The sequence below is a fragment of the Providencia sp. Me31A genome, assembly GCF_050487165.1.
Lineage (GTDB): Bacteria > Pseudomonadota > Gammaproteobacteria > Enterobacterales > Enterobacteriaceae > Providencia.
In genome coordinates, this window is record NZ_JBKQGZ010000002.1 from 227,133 (window position 1) to 243,444 (window position 16,312).

Here is a 16,312-nt window from a genome sequence, read left to right on the forward strand (position 1 = left end):
CGAGAGTAAAACTAAAGTGAAATTAATGTATATGCGAAAAAGGCCGCACTAGGCGACCTCTTGAAATATTGTTCTGTTAGGACTATTGCCCAACGATATTTTGAACTACTGCATATTTTGCAGTAGTTGGAATTAATGCCCGTTTCGTGGGCTAACGGCATGGAGCGCTACTCATGCACCAATATTGGACTTACAAGCGATACGCTTTGCCAACTTCAGTTAAATAAAAAGCCCCACCGAAGTGAGGCTCTATAAGCTGCTGACGTTGTTGTCACTCTTATCACAATATCAGCTATTTTACGTACGTAAAGTGATTTAATGGATTTTTTCTACATATTTATCCATTTCCAAGGTTATATCTAACCACATCAACATTCCGTCGATTTGCCCCTCCGCTTTTTGTAGCTTTTTCCCAATATGTCCATCAGAGCATTTGTGCTTTTTAGCCAACTGAATGAATGTCATACCAAACAGATAATAATCGAGTAGCAGGTCATGCATTTCGCTATCTTTCTTATTTAGTTGAGCCATGCATTCGGAGATAATCATTGCATCATCTTCGCAGCACTGGTCTCGTGACTTCACCTTACTTGGAATTAAACTACTGAACCCAGCCGCTACAGAATACCATTGCACTGATTCTGTATTATCCGCTGCCCAAGCTCCCCATCGTTCTAACACAAGCTGAATATCGCGCATTTTTCACCTCGTGTTAATTTGCGAGCTTTTGCAGGTAGCTTCAGGTTTAATACATTTCACAATAGAAGCGGCACTATCTAATTCTTTGGCGAGACTGGATGTGCCTTTCACTCTTGTTTTATATATCGTCATTAGGCGACCATTAATGACTACATGGCCTTCTGCGTTAACATCTTTAGAGTATTTTTTTACTGTTGCTCTATAGCATCCTAGGTATCTGGAAACTTCAGCCATATTCCCGTATGTTCTGACAAGTAGCTCAGGAATGGTCGTAATTTCAGCCTTCATATATCCCCCATCTGATAAGTTATGCCGTGCTGATACCAATCTGGCAGCGTGAACTCAATCCGACCTGTTACGCCATCACTACGCAGCTCCTGAAGCCGTTTAAGCTCACCTTTCATGTGCTGGTATAAATCATCCATTTGCCACGGTTTTAACTTCACCGCTGTTCCTGCTAGACGAGCCACGCTATCAATGGTCATCTCGCTGTAAGTAATAACGGCGTGAGCATTGAATTCGTGTGGGTCTTCGCCTAGTTTTCGGTGACAGCCAGCGCAGTGAGAGAAGGCATTGAGAGGATGATATCGAGTTGCTTTGTGTCGTCGTGATTTGAAGTGTGAGCAGTGAAGTTTTGAAGGTTCGTGTCTAAAGTGTCTTCCGCAGTAGTCGCATTCGTAATCCGTTCGTTCCCTGACTAACTGCGAAAATACAATATCGTATTTATCGCGTTTTAGTGCCATCTATACCCCCATAAACCCCATCGCTAAAGTAACAATCGAAAAGAATAGAATTACATGTCGGGTTCTAATCATTTTCTCGTCCTCGCTGTTCGTACGTGTTTGTTGTCATTGATAGATTTCATCGGGTCGAATGTAATATTGCTTGGTGGCTGTTTGGGTTTACTACGATGGGAAACTTTAAATATCGATTTAGATTCAATTGTCGCTAGCATGTTCTTCATGATAATTCTCCACTTCTTCAACAAGTCGATTCATATACCAACGGGCTTTCTTCAAGTCCTCAACAGGGTTAACTTTCTTTTCATATCGCCAGACGTATTTTTGGATATTGCCCTTGAGATATCCCAAGAATGCTTCATGGGTCATGCTGGCTTTCATAGCATCGATGCATTCAATGTCACCTGATGCGTAGTGGGATGGGTTGTTTACGTTATCTTTCATCTCTCTTGCTGCTCCTTGAGTTATTCCCTGTGACCGTAGTAGTTGTATTCATAACGAGTTGTACGCAGCTTCACGCCACTTTCTACCGCCCAAGCTGTCGAGTATTCAATTAAGCTACTCATGCGCTTCTTGCCCATCTGAGACGTGCTCTCTCGGATATTTAATAGCTCACCCTCGATACCCTGAATTAATGGCGATTCTTTCGCTCCCGTAGTAACCATCCAGTGACCAGATACAAAGACATTCTTCCACTGCCATAATTTCAGTGGTTCATTGTTGAGTGTCATTTGCTTTGATACATCACCACATAGCGCATGAAACATGTCGTTCTGCGGTAGTGTTCGGCTGGATTCTGAGATTTTTACTTCTAGGGGGAATTCTTCGTTGAGGGGTAAGGTGTGTATTGCTGCTATCAGGTTATCTCGTATCTGTTTATTTCTTAGAAGAAACTTTGTGGCTTTCTCCAAGTTAGCCTCCTATTTCTTTCTGTCAAACTTCTTCATTTTCAACAATGCAACCCCAATTACCTTTAGCCCTTTGTCATAACTATTGAATAACCCATTAGCAATTTTCTTGTTATATATCAGAATGGTTCTTATAGCTGACAGCACCAAGAGAATTGGAAGTAGAATAAATACAACAGTAGTTGCTATCGGGTTCCCTTTGTAGCTATCGATAATTTCCTGCGCAAGTGTCTTTTTATTATCACTCACTGTTAGCTCTCCTGTTCCAATTATTCAAAGTCACGCAGCCAAACTGATAGGTTTGTGTCAACAATTTCTGTTACTTCATCTTTCAGGCTTCGCTTGCAATTTATGTAAGTTACTATGCTGTAGAAGGGGTAAAGAAAAGGCGTTGATAGTGCAATAAATAGCATGAAAAACAGCATCAATATGGTCATTGGTAATTCTCTAATCTCACTATCTAGCCAAAATAACCAATCACGGGTTTTCATATATTCACTATACGAATCTGCAACATACGCCATGCAATCAATGTAATTAAAGTCATATCCTGCCGTTGCTGCCCATGTTGGTCTGTGAAGAAAGTGCTTGAGCGTTACTGGATATTGTTTGTAGTACCTCATCATTCACCCTCTGGCATTGGTTTTCTGAATATTAAGTTTTCCTCTGATATATGACGTCGCAGCACCCCAAGCGCGATATCGCTTATCAATTTCTTCATGCTTGTATTCAATGCCACCAAACATGTTTTTCTTACGCTGCATGATCATGTATTCAATCGTGTGACCCATTTCTTTAGCGCATCACTTTTCAAAGTCTGTTGGATTAGTTCCCTGCATTAGATGCCTCCCGTTGGCAAATTTTTTCTTGCAACGCTTTAAACTTCATTGTGTTGGCTAAGTTCTCGATTTCCATTAATCGCAAATATGCCTTGCCGCGTGGTCTGTGCTTGTCGGCTGCTAATTCATGCTCAAAAAATATTGCGTCTGTTCTTTGCCTGAAGTATTTAGCGTTCGCATGAATATATCGACCAGCTATAAATCTACCTTGGCGTAAGTAGGCTTTATTCAGCTCCGTTAACGTTGTTCCTTTCATCACTCACCCCTATTTTTTCTTGCTGCCGCATCAATCATTCGTTGCATGTCTCGGTGAATGAATGCGCTATTTCTACAGCCGAATAAATTGTTCCGCACCATTGATGTTTTCATGCTGATTGCGCCTTGTGTTGTCATTCCTGACTCCATCACAGATTGCTTAAACACCCATCGCCAAGTGATAAGCCAGCTAATTATTTTCATCACTCAACACCTCGCTTAATTGCACGCTTAGCTTCTCTGCGAATTGCTATTCCCATTCGCTCTAGCCAGTCTGCATATTTCAGCATTGTATCTAGTTCGTTATCGATGCGAGGGAAGTCATCCATTGCAACATCAACGCTAAACCTGCCAAACTCATCCCTTTTGATGGTTAGCTTCTGCTCTAATATTGTCTTTTGGTTTTCATGCCTAACTTCATAAACTTTATCCATTCGACCTGAATTTTCGCGAGAAAAGTTAACCAATCTCATGCTGGTTCGTTTTGATTTCATCTGAAGTCCTTATGATTTGGTGTGTTAATACTCGGTGACGTGTTCGCTCTGCCATACTTGGTCATACTCTGAGCTAGGCATGTTAGCGATGTAGTTGTATGGTGAGCCGCCTTCCATGATTAAAAATTGGTGCGAACGCTCTTCAAGGTATAACGGGATCTTGCCTTCCCAACCTTCACCGTTTCGTTGCTTCTCCAGACACAATACGGATGCTGGTTCTGCTGTGTGATTCTGTTCCTCTGGAGTTAATTGCTGCCCTGCTTGTAGCTTCTGTAAAGCCCTCTCGCGGCGTTTATTGCGCCAGATGATAAACAGGTTATCTGTCAGGTCAGTGATTGAGCCTGAGCCTTTCACGTCCATTTTCCCTGTGGGTTTATCTTCGCTATCAGATTTGCGGCTATGAGTGACTAGAATGACATGGCTATTGGTTTTATTTTTGAAGTCGCATATTGCGTCTAAAAATTCCTTTTGCCCGTTGTAGTCATCATCGTCAATTCCGCATTTCATCAAGCTATCGATAACAAAAAGGTTTATTCCGTAGCGTCGGTTTGCATACTGGAATATCTCCAATAGCTTTTTGGCTTTCGCTGTTCCTGTCAGCGCAAATAACCAAAGGCGATCGTCATAAAATCCAAAGGCTGATTCAATCTCCATGTTTGTAGGTAATTTGTTGCAGGTTGCTTGGCGCGTTAGGCGTTTAAGAAATATCGCTGGTTTAAGCTCGAATGATGCCACGCAAGCCCTAGCCCCTTGTCTCATTGCCTCGCAAAGCATATGACCTAGAATTTCGCTTTTACCGTGACCGTTCACCCCATTGAGAATGGTTAATTCCGACTCTCTAAAGCTGAATTGGTGATTTAATGTTTCCCACGGGCTTCTGAAAAGATATTGCTCTTTTCCATAGAATGCTTGGATGGTGTCCTGCATAAACTCACGGGCACTGCATAACTCATCAGGGTCAAAGTAGGTTGCGGTTTCGAGGTACTTAATGATTTCTTCTTGGGTAATTCCAGCCTGTAGGCATTCGTTGATATCTTTTTTCGGCAGTGAAACAAGGCGACAACGATATTCACCAAGTCGATTAGCAATCTCTTTTGCTGCTTCTCGCCCTACTTCGTCAGCATCTAGCGACAGCCAAATCTCGGTAAAACGGTCTAGGTTGTGATACTCAAACTCAATCCATTGTTGTTTAGCACCTTTTCCCCCTCCGAATGGCACAGATAACGCGGCTAACCCATATTCGTGGTAGCTCATGCAGTCAATTTCGCCCTCACAAATAATTACTGCTCTTGCGTCTTTCGGTATCTGATCCCAACCGTACAAACAAGGCTCACAATCTGCCTCAACTGAAATCGCTTTTTTGCCATTTGGTCGCTCGGTGCTAATTCGCTTTACCTGCAATAATTCACCGTCTCGCTTGTACGGGAAGGCGATAGCGGGTAATTCACGGCTAACATCATGAGACCAGACTACAGCGTCACAGACCTTAAATTCTTCGGCTGTTTTTCTGCTAATCCCACGACCTTCTAGATAGGTAAAACAATTTTCAGTTTTTCGAATGTTTTTCTTAAGTGATTCGTTTTTGGGTCGGCTAAATTTCTTTTGGCTCTTCGCTGAAAAGTGGTGGTCATCGTCGTGAATGCCTAGATACTGCTTAGCCTCAGTCATGGCTTGATGCAAACTGCAATCCCTAACTTCAACCCACAAATCCAGTAAGTCACCGCCAATCCCCTCTGCGAAATCAGACCAAACGCGCTTACCTGAAAGGTTTATTTTCAAGCTCTTGCCTGATTCACCATTTACCGAACCAGCTACCCACTCGTTATGCTCTTTTTTGCCGTTAGGCAATAAATACTTCGCCACTCGGTCAACATCATCCCAAAGGCGATCTGACAGTTCCGTAATTGTCATTAAGCTTCCCTCAAGTTTAACTTCCAGAACCAGTACCGAACGAAATCAGCACTTAGCCATCCGTGGCAATAACCACGAATTAACATTGATTTGATAGTTGATTTCATTTTCGCCTCAGTAGAATACGAGACCGTTTTTAGATACCGTGATGGATGATTGCTGCGTTGTGGATTGTGATAACTCTGGCTTCTCGTCAGTCCAGCGACTGCCGTTTAGGTAGGTTGTCGGATGCATTTTATCAAACCCAAATTGCTGAGTACGTAATCTGCACTGAATATCATCAGCAAGGAACTTGGCAAACTCATCGATTGAACCGCCAGTTTCTTTCCGCCACTCTTTGAATTTCGATTTAAATGCCGTCTTGCTTTTGTCCTTGCCAACCTTCCGCATCCCTGCAATCCAAAATATCTTTTCGAATGGCTCGATAAAGGGATCTTGTTTTGTAGGCTCAGAATTTGATTTTTCATCCGTCGAGCGAACCTCTTCGCTCATAGTGTTTTTATTATCTTTCTTTTCTTTTGTAGTATTGTCTTTTGTGTTTACCTGATTCGGGTAATCGCTTTTACCTGATTCGGGTAATGTTTTCTTACCTGATTCTGGTAAACTTACCTTTTTCGGGTAAACTTGTTTTTCTTTCCATTCATGGATGTTTTTATTGATTGAAACATGACGTTTTTCTGACAATAAAATCCCTCTGGAAACTAACTCACTTTTAGCTGCTGAACACTTGTGCGGCAACATTCCAGTTAACTTTGAAAGTTGCTCATTACCAACCCAATCAGATTTTTTGTTATAGCCGTAAGTCTTTCTGGCAATAGCAAAGAAAACTAACAATTGATGTTGAGTTAAATTGGCAAGCATGACAGCCTCAAGCAGCTCATTGGCTATTCTGGTGTAGCCGTTATCAAGGTCAGCCACTTTGCTCTCCACGACCTTTAGCTCAGGTCTAAAATCATCAAGATATTTTATTTCCGCTGACATGCTGACCTCCTTGTTGCTTTCTAAACTCTTCGACAAATCGTTTGCCGAAATCCCTATTTTTTGCAGCTGCGACCAATAGCCCATCAGGGCTATCAGGATGTACTCTTTCTTCTTGGTTTTGGTTGATAAAACGGCGTTTTTTTGCCATAATTACCTCATTAGTTGTTGTTTAAATAAGTTCCATCTGAGCCTCATCGGTTGCCGCCTTTGAGGTTTTTCTTTTTGGGTATCTGACATGCTCTAGCATCTGAATTAATGCCCTAGCCTCATCACCCTGAATAATTACCGTGTCATCTGACTTGTCGTACTCAATAGCTGCTAAAAGCCTTGCGCAGCGTTGTACGAAGCTTAAATTCGCTTTATCTTGTGGGTATTGCATTCTCGATATTTGCGATTCGTGCATTCCTGTTCTTTTCGCCACTTCACGGGCTCCAGTGACAAGAATTCCTTTCATGATTTTTGATTCGATTTCTCGAAACTTGCTGTTGTTTGCATAGTCCATAATTTAATATTCCATTAAATAGATACAGTTAGTCCGTTGCTCACGATCCTGTGAGTGTGTATTGCTTTGTTTTATATAACTGAATGGGGGGTGCCACTTCGGTACATTGTCTCCTTAGAGATACGCCGCCCGCCCGACAATATACTGTGCCGTTCAGTTAAATATTTTGTTTCAGTATTTCTAGAAAGCGTCTGGATACAGGGTTTGAACTGGCAGTCCTGTAGCCTTTGAGAACTCTTTCATTTTTGTACGTGGCAGATTTCCGCCATGTTTTTTAATTGCAGAAATTCGTTGTGGTGTAATTCCAACTAACTTAGCCAAGTCTTTTTGTGTTCCACCAAACGCATCAAGTGCAATTTGTAACGGGGTTTTGATTTTATCCATCTCCATTTAACTCCTTGTGTATTAATCAACATCATGTTAATTCACGTAGGGATAAAAATCAACATAAAGATGATTGATGAAAACAACAAAATGTTTATCGTGTCGGCAGGAGGATTTATGGAATTAACTGAACGATTGAAATACCTGCTGGCAGCAGAAGGTTTAAAGCAAAAAGATTTAGCTGAGCGACTAAACACTAGCTCTCAAACTGTCAATAACTGGCTAAAAAGAAACGCCATTAGCCGAGAGGCAGCTCAGCAGATAAGTGAAATATACGGTTACTCGTTAGACTGGCTTCTTAATGGAATTGGCAACCCCAAGATTAAAATGGAAGAAAGCCAGATCCCTGATGAATCCGAGTTTTTCCCCATAAGAACATGGGATAGCAAAACTCCTATCGATAATGATGAAGTGGAAATACCCTTCTTGAAAGATATAGAATTTGCCTGCGGTGATGGCTCATACAGTGATGATGACTATAACGGTTTCAAATTGAGATTTTCAAAATCTACAATGCGAAAAATAGGAGCTAACTCAGATGGCAGCGGAATCATTAGCTTCCCTGCTCGCGGTGATAGCATGGAGCCAGTTATAAGCAATGGCACAACTGTGGCGGTTAATACTGGTGATAAGAAGATAGTTGACGGCAAGATATACGCCATAAATCAAGGTGGCTTAAAACGCATAAAGCTTCTACACCAAACCACCGCCAATAAAGTAATCATTAGGAGTTACAACAAAATAGATTACCCTGATGAGGAAGCAAAAATATCTGATATCGAAATTATAGGTCGTGTATTTTGGTGGGCAGTAATGGACGCCTAACACACACCAACAACAGCAAGCCGCCTAGTGCGGCTTTTTTATTGCCTGAAATCCACAGAACTACTCATTTCTAATATTTTTTTCAAAAAAAACTCATTTCAAATCAACAACAAAATCAACGCACGAAGAAAATAAATCAACATAGTGTTGACTAATGAATCAACATAATGTTTAATTGATCACATCAAAGGGCAACCAGAGATAAAAGATAGTCGAACGGCGCGACTTTAAACCATGCGTCGGGCACTCGGCGGAACCAGTCAGTAAGTATGGTCAATGAGATGCACTACAGATTACTTATGAAATAACAATATTTGCATAAGTCATTTGATAGGAGCAGCGCATGAAAACGAAAGTTACCTGTCCGTTGTGTCTAAGGACATTTGACCCGCGATTACCAGTTATGCACATCAGCAAGTATCACAAAGATGCTACTGATGCACAGCTAGCAAAGATTAGAACCGTTCGCAGAAATGCGACACACGCAAGCAACCACGGCTACGCAAGCCGATTATGAGTGATGGAAGCATCACAGCAAGGGGATGAATATGTGTGATTTGCCACAAGCATTCAATCAGGTTTATAGGACAGCAAGGAAAGAGCATAAGTGCTGTGAATGCCTTAGAAAGATACCAAAAGGCGTGAAGTACCTATATTCATCTGGAATATGGGATGGGGAACCTTATTCATACAAGCAGTGCTCTATATGTGGAGAAGTTGCTAATGCCGCAACTGTGATATCTGAACCTGATGAAGAACCTGCATTCACAGAGCTTAAGGACTGGTTTAACAATCAAATGAGTTCAACTTTCAAAGGCAGTGAGTTCATTAGCAAGATGGCTCGTGACTTAGATGTTGAGTTTGAAAAAATAGCATATGTTCTGGCGCGCAGTTAACTAATTACAGTCCATTCTGTGGGCTGTGGTGAGTTGATTAACGCATAAATTACAAGACCTCTCGCAGGTCTTTTTTATTGCCTAATTATAGGAAAATAAACATGAATACCGATGAATTAAGAAAAATTCTTGATGAACACAAGGTTTACGTAGAGTCATTTGGTGAAAGCGGATCTAAGGCTGACCTGAGAGGCGCTAACCTGAGAGGCGCTGACCTGAGAGGCGCTGACCTGAGAGGCGCTAACCTGAGAGGCGCTGACCTGAGAGGCGCTGACCTGAGAGACGCTGACCTGAGAGGCGCTGACCTGAGAGGCGCTGACCTGAGAGGCGCTGGCCTGAGAGGCGCTGGCTTGCCAGATCACACATACGTAATCATGGGTGAAAAATACCCTATCACTATCACAAACGGTGAATATCTTCGCGCTGGCTGCCAAAATCACACTATTGAAGATTGGCGCAAATTCACCAAGATTGAAATAGCAGAAATGGACGGAAAAACAGCGCTTAAATTCTACCCTCGCCTATTAGATATTGCTGATTTCTATCTAGGTAAAGGTGAGCGTCCAGAGTGGTTAAATGTGCCAGATAGCGAAGAAGAATAGCTGGTGAGTTGATTAATAGATAGGAGATAGATATATGTGTGACTGCTTTACGAAATTAGGCGATGACATGGAAAATCGCATCAAAGCAAAACTACCTGAAGGCGCAAGCCTACGGTCTACCGGCTGGAAACAATCAGGGTTGTTTATGTCTGGCGGCGTTATGTCAGTTAATTATTTCATTGAATACAACGCCAGTTATCAGGAAGTCAAAAAGGACGGTACACCGAAAGCCAGCCTAACAAAGCAGGATTTCCCCGTTACATTCTCATTCTGCCCTTTCTGCGGCGTGAAGTGTGAAAGCAACTAGCATCGTGCTTAGTTAATAACGGAGGGAGTATGACAGATAAAACAGGTGGAGCGGCTTTTCCAGCAAGCGGACATCCAGATATGCAATTTGTAGCGCAGGAAGGAATGACGTTGCGCGACTATTTCGCTGCTAAGGCTATGAACGCAATGATTAGCACAATACCGCTACCATGGTCTTTAAGGGAGCAATACGAAGGTGACTTCTACGATACAGCACAGTCAGCCTACCGCATGGCAGATGCAATGTTAAAGGCTAGGGGGTGATATATGGCAGCACTGAAACAATCATCAACACTAGAACAAATAATGCACGAAGCGAAGAAAATCGCATCAACACTTGATAAAAGCCAGCTAAGTGACATGGAAAAGTTACAAGCCTTAGAAGCTGTTAAATCAATACTCTATTTCACTCAGCAGTAACCCACCGCACCAACACCAGAACACTTTAAATAACAATCGCTATCAATCGATAAGTGAGGATTAATCATGCAAGCAAAAAATAAATACAGCCGTGCAATGCGAGACGTTTGCATGGTTAGACCTGCTAAACCACAAGCTACCAAGAACAAACCAAGTGCCGGATTTTGTGTAGCAACAATATTGATATTTATATTTTTTCTTCTCCCTGCTTTTGTGAGGTGACGCATGACAAAGTTCATTGTCGAGTCAAAAGAAATGTACACCGCTACGGAACCTGCGGCGTGCGGAGGTAGGCGGGCAATTATTCACGCTGGCAGTAATTACAGCGTTGATACGGACGACCCTGAGGCTCTTATTCTCAACACAAGAGGCGTAACAAAGGAACTGTTGCAAAAAATACTCAGGGAACGGTATGAGGACGCAGCATGAGAATTTCAGAGTATGAACTCAAGCATAGGCAGGATGCCGAAAGACGGCGCAGGGAACGCGAGGAAGAGGAAGAATACTATCGCATGGAAAGCCTTGGTATTCAGCCTCAATCAGTGCCAACAGGCTGGCTAAGGGGTGAATATGGGTAAGTATTTAATACCTGCATTCCCTAGTCATAAAAGCAAGGATGCTGCCCTGAAATATGCTTTACCAATGATTGATGAAGATATTGAAAGGCGAAGGATAAGGGATTCATTAGCAGAAAGCGGGATTAATTTGGAGGTTATAGGCTTGAAGCCGGTTGAAAGGATTTCAACACTAGAATTAGCTTTTGCCGTACTAGTTAAAAATCAGAACTTAGAAATGTCTCAATCCTGCCCTCCCTTACCTGAACACATTCAAGCTCAACGAAGACAGGCCGACTTGGATCGGTATGCAAGACATTTATCCAGAGATAACTTTGACCCTTATCTGAATATTCCAGAGCTACCAATGGGAGGTAGAAAAGTTGGTGACTAAATACAGGACAATAGATACCGAAACCGCTGATATGGATAGCGGAATTGTTGAAATAGCAAGCATCGATTTAAACAACTCAGAAATTGATTATAGCTCGCAGCAATCCCACTTTGTAAACCCTCAGAAACCAATTTCAATAAGTGCAATGGCTATTCACCACATCACAGATGAAATGGTTGAGCTATCTCCGCTTATTGAAGATGTAATTGATGCTTATAAAGGTGCTGATTATCTGGTTGCGCATAACGCCGAGTTCGATAAACGAATGATGCCAGAAATGGATGCTCCTTTTATTTGCACTTTAAAGCTGGCAAGGCGTTTATGGCCTGAGCTAGAAAGTCACAGCAATCAATATCTGCGCTACGCACTGAAACTGGATGTTCATGTGCCAGAGGAGCTACACGCTCACAGAGCGCTATATGATTGCATTGTTACGGCGTCATTATTTAAACGAATCAAGGGTGATTCGGGGTGGTCAGATACGGAAATGTTAGAAATAACTAATCAGCCATCACTATTAAGCAAGTTGCGTTTCGGTAAGTACAAAGGGATGACATTTACCGAAGTAAAGAAGGAAAACGCAGGGTATTTAACTTGGCTGCTAGGCCAGCCTGATTTAGACCCTGATATTGAGTTTAGCATTAATTACTGGTTATCGAGGTAACTAATTATGGGAACAGCAACGTTAATTATTGGTGAGTCTGGCACAGGGAAAAGTACCAGTTTACGCAATATCAAACCAGAAGAAACACTATTAATTCAGACGGTAAGGAAGCCGTTGCCGTTTCGGTCGAAAGCATGGAAGCAATGGAGCAAAGATGATCCGAATACATCAATATTCGTTTGCGATAAATGGGAATTAATAGCTCAATTTATCGAAAAAGCAGCTAATTATGGCAAAAAAATAATAGTCATTGATGACTTTCAATACTTGATGGCTAACGAATTCATGCGCCGCTCTGATGAAAAATCATTTGATAAGTTCACGGAGATAGGCTCCCACACATGGAATGTGATTAACGCAGCCATAGGCAATACGCCTGATGATGTGCGAGTTTACTTTTTAGCCCACACCGAAGAAACGCAGATGGGCAAGGTAAAAATGAAAACTATCGGCAGGATGCTGGACGAAAAAATAACCGTGGAAGGGATGTTTACTATCGTACTGAAAACGCTGGTCAAGGATGGTCGGTATCTATTCTCAACGCAGAATAGCGGGAATGATACGGTTAAATCACCAATGGGGATGTTTGAATCCCACGAAATAGAAAATGACTTAGAAGCCGTTGACGCTGCAATTTGCGAATACTACGGAATTGAAAAAACTAAAGAAATGGAGAAAGCAGCATGAACAGCAATGTAATTTTTACCTACAACCAAGAAGATGCGTTAGCGGCTGGTCAAAGCGGATTTATCAATGAGTCTGGTGCCTATGTGATTACTATCGCGGAGGCAAAGCTAGGTACATCCGAATCTGGCGCGAAGTTTATTGAGTTCTCTGGTGATACAGATGATGGGCGAAAAGTTAATTATCTGAGCGTTTACAGCACTAAAAAAGATGGTGAGGTTAATAAATTCGGCTACAACATGATTAACGCAATCATGGGCTGCGCTGGTGTTATGCAACTCACTGAAAAGATGATTTCTGTTAGTCACTTTATCGCACCTGAATTTACTGGCAAGCGTGTTGGGTTAGTGCTGCAAAAGACTCTGAAAACCAAATCAAACGGCAGCGATACTTACAGCTTTGATATTCGAATTCCGTTCTTTGCTGACACTCGCCAGATTCTACAAGAAAAGATTGATGGAGCCGCACCAGTAGCTATCGATAACATTCTTTCTACACTGAAAGACAAGGACGAGCGCAGGCAGCTAGGCCAATCAAGCCAAGGCTACGGATACCAGCAAGCCACTAACAATGATGATGCGCCATTCTGATTAAATCCCGTTAATTCGGGCTAACCCTCCCCTTTCTCTATGTGATTTAACCAAAGGCCTCATTGAACTGAGTGCAAACCTGAGCATTTCAAAATGACGAAACCTTTAATCGCCGTGTGGTTCTCATGCGGCGCAGCTAGTGCCGTGGCTGCAAAGTTAACCTTAGATAAATACGGCGAAACTCACCAAGTTAGAATTCTTAATAATCCTATCAAAGAGGAAGACGAAGACAACGTAAGATTTCTTCATGATGTTGAAAAGTGGCTTGGTGTAAAAATTGAATCAGTCATTAACCCTGAATGGCCTAACGCTTCAGCGGTGGAAGTATGGGAGCATCAGCAATATATGTCTGGCATTGCTGGAGCACCGTGCACCAGAGGACTAAAAAAGTTAGCTAGAAAGTATTGGGAGAAAACAAACCCTGCTCACTCAATTGTTCTTGGCTTCACCTCGGAAGAAAAACACCGTATTGAAAACTTTAGAAAGAACGAGAGACACGACCTTATTTCTATACTGGCAGATGAAAATCTAACTAAAGGTGATTGCTTCAAAATATTACTTGAAGCTGGTCTAACACTACCACGAGTTTATCGCCTTGGTTATCCAAATGGCAATTGCATTGGATGCGTAAAAGCCACATCCCCCACTTACTGGAATCACGTTAGAAAAGTTCACCCTGATATTTTTGAAAGCAGAGCCGAGCAATCACGGCGTATCGGAGCACGTTTAGTCCGCCATAAAGGTAAGCGTGTTTTTCTTGATGAGCTTCCAGTCGATGCTACTGGCAGACCAATGAAAGATATGGATTTTGAGTGTGGCATTTTTTGTAAGCCTCAAGATGATGATTAACCAAAGGATATATTTGCAAGGATGCAAACAGGAGATAGATATGAAAAACAAAACTCAACACTCGTGCAACTATGGAAGCCATAGGACAGGTAAATGCGTCGGAGGTCGCTTATATATCGACAATCATAGTGACTATTACGATTATTCAGATGAAAGCAGGCCTTGTCCCAACTGCAATTCAGACGAATGGCTAAAAAAATATCGCAGTGAATACATTAAAGCTGGAATTAATTGTGGCACGAAAAGAAAGCAATTGAATTTAATAGAGCGTGCATCATGCATTCCTGACGAAATTAGATCCAAGCATGGAGCAGTTAAGAAAATATGCAGATGGTTAAGGCGTGGATATTATTACGGATTAAAGAATCGCAACTAACTCGCAGGGATGCAATAAGGGGAATGAATATGAAATTAACAGAGCGTCAAATTAGCACATTAAAAAATGTAGATAATGGATATGGGAAATTAAGTAATCAGCTATCAATTTTCTCACTGGAGAATAAAGGGCTTATTAAACTTCACCCCAAAGACGGATGGAAATTAACACAGCTTGGCATTGATGAATTAAATAAGGTGGAGTGATGGATAAATCAAGGCAGCAATTTGAAGCTTGGTTCAGCGTAAATCAGAATAACCATTTAGACCAATTAAAAAGAGACCAGCGCGGTAATTATTTTTACATTGTAACCAGAACGGCATGGGAGGCATGGAAAGCATCACGCGAGAGTTTAATTAATAACTTACCAGAAAGCATTAATTGCCCTACCGCACCAGAATTAATATGGCTACAGGTTGACCCTGAGCCAGAGGAGATAAATAAACCTGAATTTCCAGTTAATTTACGTAGTGACGATGTAACTTGGTGTGCAGATAGAATTCATCCAACTGACACGTTATATATTCGTGCTGATTTAATTCAAAAGTAAATAACTATGCAAATAATCGGATATGTATTACTCATGCTAATACAGGGTTCTGCTGTGCCTGTATCTGAGCAAATATACACACAGCAAGAATGCGAGAGCCGTGCTATGCAGATAATGCAGGTGCGGAATGTTGAGATAGTTTGTGGCGAGGTGTCCAGATGAGAGTCAATTTAACGCTAAATAAGCCGGATGAGATAGGGTTACTGATTTACGCTAGCAGATGTATAGCGGATTTTATTGAAAGAGGTCATATTGATTGCGTTTACACAAGACCGAAAATGAAAGTATGGGTAAAGAGAAATAAACTAGGTAACATTTCAGCTCAAGCGCACAGGTTATAAACATGAAGGCTGACTACGGAGGTAGCCACACACCAAAGGAATTGCGTGATAGATGGCAAACTCCCCTACCTTTATTCACAGCATTGGACGCTGAATTTGGTTTCTATTTAGATGCCGCTGCCGATAAAAATAACCACCTTTGCACTCATTTCCTCACCGAAAAAGACGACTCGTTAAATTGCGACTGGGAAAGCTATGGGGCTATTTGGGTAAATCCCCCGTACAGTGAAATTCAGCCTTGGATTAATAAAGCTGCCGAGCAATGTAAAAAGCAATTGCAACCTGTCGTAATGTTAATTCCGTCGGATACTTCTGTCGGTTGGTTTAATTCCGCATTAGAAACAGTTGATGAAGTGAGATTAATTACAGGAGGAAGAATATCTTTTATTAATGCTGGTACAAACAAACCAGTTAACGGGAACAACAAAGGCTCAATGCTTTTAATATGGCGTCCGTATATTAAACCACGAAAGATAATTAACGCCGTCGATAGAGATGAATTGATAAATATCGGCAATCAAATATTAAACGAATGGAAAATAGCATAG

32 protein-coding genes are annotated in these 16,312 nt (G+C 41.7%); 15 read left to right on the forward strand and 17 right to left on the reverse strand.

What is annotated here, in order from left to right:
* Positions 1 to 315 precede the first annotated feature (315 nt).
* From ACLPIE_RS02485 to ACLPIE_RS02560, 16 genes are all read right to left on the reverse strand, one after another.
* Positions 316 to 699, reverse strand: coding sequence for an antiterminator Q family protein (locus ACLPIE_RS02485; protein WP_147675385.1), 384 nt, complete (start codon positions 697 to 699; stop codon positions 316 to 318).
* Between the two features lie 3 nt (positions 700 to 702).
* Positions 703 to 987, reverse strand: a complete 285-nt coding sequence (locus tag ACLPIE_RS02490) for a hypothetical protein (RefSeq protein WP_430259330.1) — start codon at positions 985 to 987, stop codon at positions 703 to 705.
* Positions 984 to 1,184 carry a hypothetical protein gene (locus ACLPIE_RS02495; protein ID WP_430259332.1) on the reverse strand — a complete coding sequence of 67 codons (201 nt, stop codon included), beginning with the start codon at positions 1,182 to 1,184 and terminating at the stop codon, positions 984 to 986. Before ACLPIE_RS02495 ends, ACLPIE_RS02490 begins: the two co-directional genes overlap by 4 nt.
* 453 nt (positions 1,185 to 1,637) lie before the next feature.
* Positions 1,638 to 1,883, reverse strand: a complete 246-nt coding sequence (locus ACLPIE_RS02500) for a DUF3310 domain-containing protein (protein WP_430259334.1) — start codon at positions 1,881 to 1,883, stop codon at positions 1,638 to 1,640.
* A 20-nt stretch (positions 1,884 to 1,903) separates the two neighbouring features.
* Positions 1,904 to 2,350, reverse strand: a complete 447-nt coding sequence (locus tag ACLPIE_RS02505) for a recombination protein NinB (RefSeq protein ID WP_430259336.1) — start codon at positions 2,348 to 2,350, stop codon at positions 1,904 to 1,906.
* 9 nt (positions 2,351 to 2,359) lie between these two features.
* On the reverse strand, positions 2,360 to 2,596 hold the full coding sequence (locus ACLPIE_RS02510) for a hypothetical protein (protein ID WP_430259338.1): 237 nt from the start codon (positions 2,594 to 2,596) through the stop codon (positions 2,360 to 2,362).
* Positions 2,597 to 2,616: 20 nt separating this feature from the next.
* Positions 2,617 to 2,970, reverse strand: coding sequence for a hypothetical protein (locus ACLPIE_RS02515; protein ID WP_430259340.1), 354 nt, complete (start codon positions 2,968 to 2,970; stop codon positions 2,617 to 2,619).
* Between the two features lie 3 nt (positions 2,971 to 2,973).
* On the reverse strand, positions 2,974 to 3,138 hold the full coding sequence (locus tag ACLPIE_RS02520) for a hypothetical protein (RefSeq protein ID WP_430259342.1): 165 nt from the start codon (positions 3,136 to 3,138) through the stop codon (positions 2,974 to 2,976).
* A 34-nt stretch (positions 3,139 to 3,172) separates the two neighbouring features.
* Entirely contained in the window at positions 3,173 to 3,442 is a 270-nt protein-coding gene (locus ACLPIE_RS02525) for a hypothetical protein (RefSeq protein WP_421667678.1), read from the reverse strand.
* Complete coding sequence (locus tag ACLPIE_RS02530; protein WP_421667677.1) at positions 3,442 to 3,645, reverse strand: hypothetical protein; 204 nt, start codon at positions 3,643 to 3,645, stop codon at positions 3,442 to 3,444. Before ACLPIE_RS02530 ends, ACLPIE_RS02525 begins: the two co-directional genes overlap by 1 nt.
* Positions 3,645 to 3,935 (reverse strand): hypothetical protein, encoded by a 291-nt coding sequence (locus tag ACLPIE_RS02535; protein ID WP_217008197.1) that lies wholly within the window; start codon positions 3,933 to 3,935, stop codon positions 3,645 to 3,647. The genes ACLPIE_RS02530 and ACLPIE_RS02535 overlap by 1 nt, the downstream gene beginning before the upstream one ends.
* A 24-nt stretch (positions 3,936 to 3,959) precedes the next feature.
* Complete coding sequence (locus tag ACLPIE_RS02540; protein WP_430259345.1) at positions 3,960 to 5,846, reverse strand: toprim domain-containing protein; 1,887 nt, start codon at positions 5,844 to 5,846, stop codon at positions 3,960 to 3,962.
* A gap of 114 nt (positions 5,847 to 5,960) precedes the next feature.
* On the reverse strand, positions 5,961 to 6,827 hold the full coding sequence (locus ACLPIE_RS02545) for a replication protein (protein ID WP_430259347.1): 867 nt from the start codon (positions 6,825 to 6,827) through the stop codon (positions 5,961 to 5,963).
* Complete coding sequence (locus ACLPIE_RS02550) at positions 6,802 to 6,975, reverse strand: hypothetical protein (protein ID WP_195848776.1); 174 nt, start codon at positions 6,973 to 6,975, stop codon at positions 6,802 to 6,804. The genes ACLPIE_RS02545 and ACLPIE_RS02550 overlap by 26 nt, the downstream gene beginning before the upstream one ends.
* A gap of 21 nt (positions 6,976 to 6,996) precedes the next feature.
* On the reverse strand, positions 6,997 to 7,329 hold the full coding sequence (locus tag ACLPIE_RS02555) for a CII family transcriptional regulator (protein ID WP_430259349.1): 333 nt from the start codon (positions 7,327 to 7,329) through the stop codon (positions 6,997 to 6,999).
* Positions 7,330 to 7,509: 180 nt separating this feature from the next.
* Positions 7,510 to 7,713, reverse strand: coding sequence for a helix-turn-helix domain-containing protein (locus ACLPIE_RS02560; RefSeq protein WP_087769884.1), 204 nt, complete (start codon positions 7,711 to 7,713; stop codon positions 7,510 to 7,512).
* Positions 7,714 to 7,830: 117 nt separating this feature from the next.
* Here ACLPIE_RS02560 and ACLPIE_RS02565 point away from each other — a divergent pair, with 117 nt between their 5' ends.
* The 7 genes from ACLPIE_RS02565 to ACLPIE_RS02595 all read left to right on the forward strand — a co-directional run bounded on the left by ACLPIE_RS02565 (position 7,831) and on the right by ACLPIE_RS02595 (position 10,762).
* Complete coding sequence (locus ACLPIE_RS02565) at positions 7,831 to 8,538, forward strand: LexA family transcriptional regulator (protein ID WP_430259351.1); 708 nt, start codon at positions 7,831 to 7,833, stop codon at positions 8,536 to 8,538.
* 343 nt (positions 8,539 to 8,881) lie between these two features.
* Positions 8,882 to 9,055 carry a hypothetical protein gene (locus ACLPIE_RS02570; protein WP_430259353.1) on the forward strand — a complete coding sequence of 58 codons (174 nt, stop codon included), beginning with the start codon at positions 8,882 to 8,884 and terminating at the stop codon, positions 9,053 to 9,055.
* A 31-nt stretch (positions 9,056 to 9,086) separates the two neighbouring features.
* A complete protein-coding gene (locus ACLPIE_RS02575) occupies positions 9,087 to 9,434 on the forward strand; it encodes a hypothetical protein (RefSeq protein ID WP_430259355.1) in 348 nt (115 codons plus the stop codon).
* A gap of 101 nt (positions 9,435 to 9,535) precedes the next feature.
* Complete coding sequence (locus tag ACLPIE_RS02580) at positions 9,536 to 10,036, forward strand: pentapeptide repeat-containing protein (RefSeq protein WP_430259357.1); 501 nt, start codon at positions 9,536 to 9,538, stop codon at positions 10,034 to 10,036.
* A 34-nt stretch (positions 10,037 to 10,070) separates the two neighbouring features.
* Positions 10,071 to 10,343 carry a hypothetical protein gene (locus ACLPIE_RS02585; protein WP_430259359.1) on the forward strand — a complete coding sequence of 91 codons (273 nt, stop codon included), beginning with the start codon at positions 10,071 to 10,073 and terminating at the stop codon, positions 10,341 to 10,343.
* Between the two features lie 29 nt (positions 10,344 to 10,372).
* On the forward strand, positions 10,373 to 10,606 hold the full coding sequence (locus tag ACLPIE_RS02590) for a hypothetical protein (RefSeq protein WP_430259361.1): 234 nt from the start codon (positions 10,373 to 10,375) through the stop codon (positions 10,604 to 10,606).
* A 3-nt stretch (positions 10,607 to 10,609) separates the two neighbouring features.
* Positions 10,610 to 10,762 carry a hypothetical protein gene (locus ACLPIE_RS02595; RefSeq protein ID WP_430259363.1) on the forward strand — a complete coding sequence of 51 codons (153 nt, stop codon included), beginning with the start codon at positions 10,610 to 10,612 and terminating at the stop codon, positions 10,760 to 10,762.
* On the opposite strand, the gene ACLPIE_RS02600 is transcribed toward ACLPIE_RS02595, so the two are convergent.
* Complete coding sequence (locus ACLPIE_RS02600) at positions 10,753 to 10,989, reverse strand: hypothetical protein (protein ID WP_430259365.1); 237 nt, start codon at positions 10,987 to 10,989, stop codon at positions 10,753 to 10,755. The two genes, ACLPIE_RS02595 and ACLPIE_RS02600, sit on opposite strands and share 10 nt — an antisense overlap.
* 343 nt (positions 10,990 to 11,332) lie before the next feature.
* Between ACLPIE_RS02600 and ACLPIE_RS02605 the strand changes: the two genes are divergently transcribed.
* From ACLPIE_RS02605 to ACLPIE_RS02640, 8 genes are all read left to right on the forward strand, one after another.
* Positions 11,333 to 11,710, forward strand: a complete 378-nt coding sequence (locus ACLPIE_RS02605; protein WP_430259367.1) for a hypothetical protein — start codon at positions 11,333 to 11,335, stop codon at positions 11,708 to 11,710.
* Positions 11,700 to 12,374 (forward strand): exodeoxyribonuclease X, encoded by a 675-nt coding sequence (exoX, locus tag ACLPIE_RS02610; protein ID WP_430259369.1) that lies wholly within the window; start codon positions 11,700 to 11,702, stop codon positions 12,372 to 12,374. Before ACLPIE_RS02605 ends, exoX begins: the two co-directional genes overlap by 11 nt.
* A 6-nt stretch (positions 12,375 to 12,380) precedes the next feature.
* The gene (locus ACLPIE_RS02615) at positions 12,381 to 13,061 is read left to right on the forward strand and encodes an AAA family ATPase (RefSeq protein ID WP_430259371.1); all 681 of its coding nucleotides are present in this window, start codon (positions 12,381 to 12,383) and stop codon (positions 13,059 to 13,061) included.
* The gene (locus tag ACLPIE_RS02620) at positions 13,058 to 13,648 is read left to right on the forward strand and encodes a DUF669 domain-containing protein (RefSeq protein WP_430259373.1); all 591 of its coding nucleotides are present in this window, start codon (positions 13,058 to 13,060) and stop codon (positions 13,646 to 13,648) included. The genes ACLPIE_RS02615 and ACLPIE_RS02620 overlap by 4 nt, the downstream gene beginning before the upstream one ends.
* Before the next feature lie 93 nt (positions 13,649 to 13,741).
* Complete coding sequence (locus ACLPIE_RS02625) at positions 13,742 to 14,497, forward strand: hypothetical protein (RefSeq protein WP_430259375.1); 756 nt, start codon at positions 13,742 to 13,744, stop codon at positions 14,495 to 14,497.
* A gap of 405 nt (positions 14,498 to 14,902) precedes the next feature.
* Positions 14,903 to 15,079, forward strand: a complete 177-nt coding sequence (locus ACLPIE_RS02630) for a hypothetical protein (protein WP_430259377.1) — start codon at positions 14,903 to 14,905, stop codon at positions 15,077 to 15,079.
* Complete coding sequence (locus tag ACLPIE_RS02635; RefSeq protein WP_430259379.1) at positions 15,079 to 15,423, forward strand: hypothetical protein; 345 nt, start codon at positions 15,079 to 15,081, stop codon at positions 15,421 to 15,423. The genes ACLPIE_RS02630 and ACLPIE_RS02635 overlap by 1 nt, the downstream gene beginning before the upstream one ends.
* 343 nt (positions 15,424 to 15,766) lie before the next feature.
* A complete protein-coding gene (locus ACLPIE_RS02640) occupies positions 15,767 to 16,312 on the forward strand; it encodes a phage N-6-adenine-methyltransferase (RefSeq protein ID WP_430259381.1) in 546 nt (181 codons plus the stop codon).

What these genes read in the sequence shown, in the direction of transcription:
- ACLPIE_RS02485 (WP_147675385.1), bottom strand. Translation starts at nt 699, where the DNA reads ATGCGCGATATTCAGCTTGTGTTAGAACGATGGGGAGCTTGGGCAGCG.
- ACLPIE_RS02490 (WP_430259330.1), bottom strand. Translation starts at nt 987, where the DNA reads ATGAAGGCTGAAATTACGACCATTCCTGAGCTACTTGTCAGAACATAC.
- ACLPIE_RS02495 (WP_430259332.1), bottom strand. Translation starts at nt 1,184, where the DNA reads ATGACCATTGATAGCGTGGCTCGTCTAGCAGGAACAGCGGTGAAGTTA.
- ACLPIE_RS02500 (WP_430259334.1), bottom strand. Translation starts at nt 1,883, where the DNA reads ATGAAAGATAACGTAAACAACCCATCCCACTACGCATCAGGTGACATT.
- ACLPIE_RS02515 (WP_430259340.1), bottom strand. Translation starts at nt 2,970, where the DNA reads ATGAGGTACTACAAACAATATCCAGTAACGCTCAAGCACTTTCTTCAC.
- ACLPIE_RS02520 (WP_430259342.1), bottom strand. Translation starts at nt 3,138, where the DNA reads ATGGGTCACACGATTGAATACATGATCATGCAGCGTAAGAAAAACATG.
- ACLPIE_RS02525 (WP_421667678.1), bottom strand. Translation starts at nt 3,442, where the DNA reads ATGAAAGGAACAACGTTAACGGAGCTGAATAAAGCCTACTTACGCCAA.
- ACLPIE_RS02530 (WP_421667677.1), bottom strand. Translation starts at nt 3,645, where the DNA reads ATGAAAATAATTAGCTGGCTTATCACTTGGCGATGGGTGTTTAAGCAA.
- ACLPIE_RS02535 (WP_217008197.1), bottom strand. Translation starts at nt 3,935, where the DNA reads ATGAAATCAAAACGAACCAGCATGAGATTGGTTAACTTTTCTCGCGAA.
- ACLPIE_RS02540 (WP_430259345.1), bottom strand. Translation starts at nt 5,846, where the DNA reads ATGACAATTACGGAACTGTCAGATCGCCTTTGGGATGATGTTGACCGA.
- ACLPIE_RS02545 (WP_430259347.1), bottom strand. Translation starts at nt 6,827, where the DNA reads ATGTCAGCGGAAATAAAATATCTTGATGATTTTAGACCTGAGCTAAAG.
- ACLPIE_RS02550 (WP_195848776.1), bottom strand. Translation starts at nt 6,975, where the DNA reads ATGGCAAAAAAACGCCGTTTTATCAACCAAAACCAAGAAGAAAGAGTA.
- ACLPIE_RS02555 (WP_430259349.1), bottom strand. Translation starts at nt 7,329, where the DNA reads ATGGACTATGCAAACAACAGCAAGTTTCGAGAAATCGAATCAAAAATC.
- ACLPIE_RS02560 (WP_087769884.1), bottom strand. Translation starts at nt 7,713, where the DNA reads ATGGATAAAATCAAAACCCCGTTACAAATTGCACTTGATGCGTTTGGT.
- ACLPIE_RS02565 (WP_430259351.1), top strand. Translation starts at nt 7,831, where the DNA reads ATGGAATTAACTGAACGATTGAAATACCTGCTGGCAGCAGAAGGTTTA.
- ACLPIE_RS02570 (WP_430259353.1), top strand. Translation starts at nt 8,882, where the DNA reads ATGAAAACGAAAGTTACCTGTCCGTTGTGTCTAAGGACATTTGACCCG.
- ACLPIE_RS02575 (WP_430259355.1), top strand. Translation starts at nt 9,087, where the DNA reads ATGTGTGATTTGCCACAAGCATTCAATCAGGTTTATAGGACAGCAAGG.
- ACLPIE_RS02580 (WP_430259357.1), top strand. Translation starts at nt 9,536, where the DNA reads ATGAATACCGATGAATTAAGAAAAATTCTTGATGAACACAAGGTTTAC.
- ACLPIE_RS02585 (WP_430259359.1), top strand. Translation starts at nt 10,071, where the DNA reads ATGTGTGACTGCTTTACGAAATTAGGCGATGACATGGAAAATCGCATC.
- ACLPIE_RS02590 (WP_430259361.1), top strand. Translation starts at nt 10,373, where the DNA reads ATGACAGATAAAACAGGTGGAGCGGCTTTTCCAGCAAGCGGACATCCA.
- ACLPIE_RS02595 (WP_430259363.1), top strand. Translation starts at nt 10,610, where the DNA reads ATGGCAGCACTGAAACAATCATCAACACTAGAACAAATAATGCACGAA.
- ACLPIE_RS02600 (WP_430259365.1), bottom strand. Translation starts at nt 10,989, where the DNA reads ATGCGTCACCTCACAAAAGCAGGGAGAAGAAAAAATATAAATATCAAT.
- ACLPIE_RS02605 (WP_430259367.1), top strand. Translation starts at nt 11,333, where the DNA reads ATGGGTAAGTATTTAATACCTGCATTCCCTAGTCATAAAAGCAAGGAT.
- ACLPIE_RS02615 (WP_430259371.1), top strand. Translation starts at nt 12,381, where the DNA reads ATGGGAACAGCAACGTTAATTATTGGTGAGTCTGGCACAGGGAAAAGT.
- ACLPIE_RS02620 (WP_430259373.1), top strand. Translation starts at nt 13,058, where the DNA reads ATGAACAGCAATGTAATTTTTACCTACAACCAAGAAGATGCGTTAGCG.
- ACLPIE_RS02625 (WP_430259375.1), top strand. Translation starts at nt 13,742, where the DNA reads ATGACGAAACCTTTAATCGCCGTGTGGTTCTCATGCGGCGCAGCTAGT.
- ACLPIE_RS02630 (WP_430259377.1), top strand. Translation starts at nt 14,903, where the DNA reads ATGAAATTAACAGAGCGTCAAATTAGCACATTAAAAAATGTAGATAAT.
- ACLPIE_RS02635 (WP_430259379.1), top strand. Translation starts at nt 15,079, where the DNA reads ATGGATAAATCAAGGCAGCAATTTGAAGCTTGGTTCAGCGTAAATCAG.
- ACLPIE_RS02640 (WP_430259381.1), top strand. Translation starts at nt 15,767, where the DNA reads ATGAAGGCTGACTACGGAGGTAGCCACACACCAAAGGAATTGCGTGAT.